Source organism: Photobacterium sanguinicancri (assembly GCF_002265265.1).
GTDB lineage: Bacteria > Pseudomonadota > Gammaproteobacteria > Enterobacterales > Vibrionaceae > Photobacterium > Photobacterium sanguinicancri.
The window spans coordinates 1-5,666 of record NZ_NOIF01000244.1 but is presented as its reverse complement, the minus strand read 5'-3'; the positions used below and the strand labels follow the sequence as shown (position 1 = coordinate 5,666).

The window sequence follows — 5,666 nt, the reverse complement described above, 5'->3', positions numbered from 1 at the left end:
CATTATTATTGCTTGTTTTGTTGTTCTCATTTGGAGCTAGAACGGAAGACAGTAATGAAAGACTTGTGGTACAGATCTCAGATCTAAGTGTCTGTTTAAATAAAACACGTCATTACTATGAAAGTGATGAGTGTCTAAAGTTAATATATGTTTTTAATAATGATTTAAACCATTACTGGGGAAAGAGTGATGATAAAAAAGATGCTCTTTTGCTTTTTCATGAGATGTGGACAAATAAATTCAATGATGAAATATATACTTTACCTATCGTAAAATTGAATTTAGTTTATCTGCTTGGTCAAGCAAAATGGTTTGATTATGATGTAGTACCTAATGATGAACTTCGTACATATGCACTTCTTCAGCTAGCAAGCCAAGATTTAATGACGGTATCAGCGTCAATCAGTGCATTAAGTATTGTTGGGGAAGCTCAAGACACGGATGTACTCAGAGAAATTGTTTTAACTGAAAGAAAAGGAATTTCTGAGAAATCTCTATCGGCCATTGTTATGTTATTAGAGCATCACAATAAGGTGTCATCTTTTATGGTGGAGCTTCTTCCTCATATAAAGCGGGATTCTTTGAGAACGATTATCAAATCATACATATGAGTAATAAAAAAGGGCCTATCACTAGACCCTTAATATAATGGCTTACTCAGAAATTACATTGCGCGTTTGAATGTAACAACTTCGTAGCTTTGTGGCGTGATCACTGGCATCTCATTGGCGATGTAGTCGATCATTGCTTGTGCATCGGTATTACAGCGGGTATTGGCTGCTTTACAGTTCGGTGCTTTGCCTTCGTAGCGAACTTTGTATTTACCGTTCACTTCGTCAATATTTTTCACTTTAAAGCCCGTTAGTTTGCCATCGACATAAGCAAGGTCGACACGGTCAGAGTTTTTCTGTTGTGCTTTAAATAGTGGAGTCCAGCCATCGTTACCTGTTGCATTGTAGTTGTTCACTGCAATGTTGTAGGTTTTGTTGTCTTGTAGTGGAGTCCATGTAGGGTTGCTTGCAGTACCCGTCATAACTTCTACAAAATCTAGCTTACCGCTTTGATTCGCTTTTGTTTCAGTGAATTGGTAACGAATGTGGCCACCGTATGGGAATTTACCCGCGTGTGCACCTGCTGGTAGCGTTGCGGTAATTGTGCTTTCAATTAACGCTTTAATGTCTTTACCTTGAACGGGTACAACAGACATGAAGTTAGAGAATGGTAGCATCTCAAGGGCAACGTTACCTTCACGGTATTCACCGGCTTCAATGTTTGTACGGATACCGCCAGCACCAATTAGCGCGAAATCAACGTCCATACCCGTCACGGCTTTCACTTCTGGCGTGTTAGCCCAGTAGTATTGGCCAGCTGCAATTAATACCGCAACATCTGAACCATGCTCATCAGTGCCTTTGTCACCCGGGCGGCGCTCGTGATTAATTTCTTCAGGTACCTGTGCAATCACTTTACCGTAAGCTTTATCAACTGCTGGTTTGTATTTGGTGTCGATCAGTGAGCGCATAGAGGCCTCTTCATCAGTGATGGTGATGTTGTCTTCACCTTCGATGAAATCGACTACTTTTTCACTATCAGCCGCGCTGAATTTACTGTCTGCTTCACGCATTGGCGAGTGGTAGTACTCGTCATTACTTAGCAATGTATTCAAACCAGCACAAGAGGTTACATCGCCTTGCTTGTCAAAGCTTACTTCAAGTTGACCGATTGCTTGCGCGTATTGACCTGCTTGTACAACACATGTTTGGCTATTACCGTTCGGGTTTATCACCATTTGTGCGTAAGTGCCAGTGTGGTCGTGACCAATGTTGGTAAAATCGCCCAGTAGGGTATGTGAGTGACCACCAACAATCAGATCGATGCCATTTACTTTTGATGCAACATCAAGATCAACTGCGTTACCAATGTGCGTAACAGCAACGATGTTGTTAATGCCTTTCGCTTTTAGCATATCAACAGTTGCTTGTGATGATTCCACCATATTATGGAATTCAACTTTGCCTGTGTTTGGTGACAGGTTTGGCATGTCATCAAGCGCAATACCAAATACAGCGACTAAATCTTTGTCTGTTGGTAGGTTAGTTAGATCTTTTACTTCAACCTTGTCGTTACCATCAAATGCGAATACCACAAAAGGTTTTAGGTTAGTTTGACCTTTAAGATCTGGGTCTTTACTGATATCTACGTTTGCAGCTAGAACCGGGAAATTAATATCGCTAATGAATGTATTCAGTTTCGCGTTATTAAGGTCAAATTCGTGGTTACCTAGCGCCATAGCATCCAAGCCCATACGGCTTAGTAGCTCTGCGTTCATCGCACCTTCATTTAATTTGAAGTATGCGCTGCCTTGCCATGCGTCACCACCGTGTAAGAACAAGAAACTGTCGTTGTTATCAGCGGCTGCTTGTTTGTACTCTTCAGCCATAGTTTGAAGGCGAGGGTAGCCACCAAACTCATTGTAAACCAAGGTATCGTTTGCTTTAAAACTTGATTTTACAGGGTCGAAGTTTGAATGCGTGTCGTTGATATGAGCAACGGTTAGAGTGAAAGCATCGTCTGATGGTGCAGAGCTAAGCGAGCAGCCTGTAAGTGCCAATGTGATAGACATCGCGATAAGAGGCTTGGAGAACGTCATGTTGATACCTTTTTATAATTATCTGCAAAATGGATAGCCAAGAAGCGTTAACTGCCACTGCTTGAAGGTGTATCCGCGGAAATATGGGGCGAGGGCACTATATAGAAGTTGAAATGAGCAAGCAATTGCAGGAAAGTCAAACTGAGATCACGGTTAACACTTAATGTTAATATATTCACAAAAATGATAGCAAGGGCGCAGTATCACATTTATTGAGGATCTTGAGAGGGTTCTTAAATGAATCAGTGGATTAGAAAAAGACGGCACCTCTGAAGAAGTGCCGTTTGCTTATTGAATGCTTGTTTATACGTTAATTATTTAACGTTTGTTACTCGGCTAACACGTTCGCCAGTAAATGATGCTGAGCGAATTTGAACCTCACCCGTTACGTTTGGTTTGTTTGCATTGTCGTATGCAGCCCATGTTTTACCACCATCTACAGAGTATTGTAGCGTTACACCTGGGAATGAAATGTTCATGCTTAGTTCGCCGTTAGCAATTTCTGCACCTGGGATTGGTAAACGGTAATCAATGCCCGCTCTTTCAAGCTTCGCTAATTCACGTTGACCCATAGTGTTTGCAAAGTTCGTCCAATCAGTAAGCTGTGCTTTCTTATTCACTAAATTTGTTTCTAGAGAATATTTAACACCCGCTTTGTATTCATTTTCCCAAGACGCTTCATGCCATGCACGCTCTGCTGCTGCGATAACACGTGGAAATACCATGTACTCATACTGCTCATCAGTACGTACTGTTTCAGACCAAAGTTGTGCAGACAGGCCGTAGAAAGGTTTCTTCGGAGTTACTGTACCTGCACTTTCAAAGCCGTTACCGTCACGATCTACCGATGTTTCTGCATTTTGCGGTAGATTTTCAGGTGCAAAACCGAACATCTTACGGGTATCGGTTGCACGCGTTGCCCAGTAGTAGCCACGCTCTTTGGCATCAACTTCGTATGGGAAATCCATGTAAACGTAATCTGGGTTAGAGATAACTACGTCATAGCCTTTGTCTGCCCACTCGTATGCAGAAGCACCACCGCCCCAGTACAGAGTGTCCCAGAAGTTTGCACGTACAGATTCAGTTGCGAATGCACCTGCATCTTTTGAGTGTTTCAGACCATCTTGCCAAGCTTGGAAGTGCGGAATGCCTTTATCTGCAACAATCTTAGATACTTGCTCTGCAAAATGGCTTGGAAGGTGTTCGAAATCTGCAACTTCACCGCTGGCAATCAGTGACTGGCATTGCGGTGACTTAGCAAATGGGAAATCTTGCTTAGATAAATCTAAATCGCCCTTCCATGCAATTTTTTCTTTATCGTTAATATCTTGGAAACCCGCGTGAAGTTTGATGTTTTTCGCTTCATCACCACCGAAGTGCCAAGTTGATAGAGGAACCCCCGCGGCTTTGTGCATTGCCGCTACTTCTGTGATGACTTTATCGACAAACGTTGCAGACGAATCTAGACAAGGGTTGATGAAACTTTGTTTATTGTAGAACTGAACCGTTGTTACGTTTGATTGGTCTTTTGGGTCCATCAGACGGTATTGGTTCGCTTCTTCCATTTTGCCTTCAGCAGCAAGACGTGTGTAACGCGCTTCCATTGACATCACTGCTGCTCGTGAGTGAGCTGGCATATCGATTTCAGGGATCACTTCAATGTTGCGGTTTTTCGCGTATGTTAGGATTTCAACATAGTCATCTGTTGTAAAGTAACCAGAGCCAAAGTTATCTGCGTTTGCACCAGATCCTAGTTGAGGCAATAGACATGAAGTTTCTGATTCATCGAAACAACGCTGACTACCAATGTCTGTTAGTTCTGGAAGGCCAGGAATGGCTAAACGCCAACCTTCATCATCGGTAAGGTGAAGGTGCAGTTTGTTTAACTTGTATGCAGCCATTTGGCCAATAGTTGCAAGAATCGCTCCTTTTGAGTGGAAGTTACGAGCAACATCAACCATGACACCACGGTATTCGAAACGAGGTGCATCTTCTACGCTTAACGTTGGAATTTCAGAGCTATCTAAGCTGACTAACGCCAGTAAAGACTGGACGCCATAGAATGCTCCCGCTTCATCGAATGCAATAACCGTTGTTTTATCTTCTGACACATCTAGTTTGTATGCACCTGAAACGCCATCTTTAAATTGGCTCTTATTTACAGAAACAGAAACTGGATATTCACCCGCTGTTTCTAGACCGAGAAGTTCAGCACGCTGATTTAACGCCGCAAGTTGGTCGGTATTAATACCGTTAGCTGTGATAGCAATGCCGTTTTCTAAATCAACTTTCTTATAAGTTAGCGTTGTTTTTAACGGTGTTGGAATAATATGGGTAGATGCATCGATTTCTGTAACGTCTGCATTTTTTTCGAAACGCGTCTTAGCTGTTGCGACAACGTTATTATCAGCAAGCGTACGTTTTAGCTGGTTTCCAATAATTTCATCTACGTATTCTCCTGTATCTTCAGTATCTAAAGAGATGATATTACGTGCTTCAACGCCAGGTGCCGTTACGAATGCGCCCGGCATGAAGTCGGTCTCAAATAACTGCCAGTATTCAGCAACTAATGGAAGAACAACTTCTTCACCAGCCGCAAAGCCATCAAACTTATTGGTTGGTTCTAGTTTATGTAAGTCGCCCGTTACACGAGTAATTTTAAACTGATCATTTTCAACATCTAGAATTAAGCGAATGCTGTGGAAGTAAATTGTCCAATCGCTGGAATCAACTGCTTCGCCAGTGTTCGTGATTGTCATGTTTACTTTGTTACATGACGCCCATTCCGCTTGAAGTTCTTTACATGCAAGGCCGTCATCGGCGCCTTGGTTAGTAATTACTGTGTAGTTAATATCTAGGTTTTCTGCCAGTTGATTAACCGTTGATTGCTCAGATGAAATAGAAGAACAAGCAGCTAAACTTGCCATAATAACAGTAGAAAGAAGCGTTCTTTTCAACATGAATCCATTCCTGAAAATAAAGTAATTAAATTTCAAATCTGGAATTAGAATACGAA

3 protein-coding genes are annotated in these 5,666 nt (G+C 42.0%); 1 reads left to right on the top strand and 2 read right to left on the bottom strand.

The genetic code is table 11. From position 1 onward, the window contains the following. Positions 1–611 (top strand): hypothetical protein (locus ASV53_RS25605; protein WP_189337943.1); only part of this gene is annotated, 611 nt, incomplete at its 5' end. A gap of 53 nt (positions 612–664) precedes the next feature. Here ASV53_RS25605 and ASV53_RS22215 read toward each other — a convergent pair. Continuing rightward, positions 665–2,650 carry a bifunctional metallophosphatase/5'-nucleotidase gene (locus tag ASV53_RS22215; RefSeq protein WP_094958723.1) on the bottom strand — a complete coding sequence of 662 codons (1,986 nt, stop codon included), beginning with the start codon at positions 2,648–2,650 and terminating at the stop codon, positions 665–667. Positions 2,651–2,964: 314 nt separating this feature from the next. Then, complete coding sequence (locus tag ASV53_RS22210) at positions 2,965–5,610, bottom strand: beta-N-acetylhexosaminidase (RefSeq protein WP_094958722.1); 2,646 nt, start codon at positions 5,608–5,610, stop codon at positions 2,965–2,967. Positions 5,611–5,666: the final 56 nt, after the last annotated feature.

Bases quoted from the DNA above. Each gene is read 5' to 3' on its own strand.
- ASV53_RS22215 (WP_094958723.1), bottom strand. From the start codon at position 2,650: ATGACGTTCTCCAAGCCTCTTATCGCGATGTCTATCACATTGGCACTT.
- ASV53_RS22210 (WP_094958722.1), bottom strand. From the start codon at position 5,610: ATGTTGAAAAGAACGCTTCTTTCTACTGTTATTATGGCAAGTTTAGCT.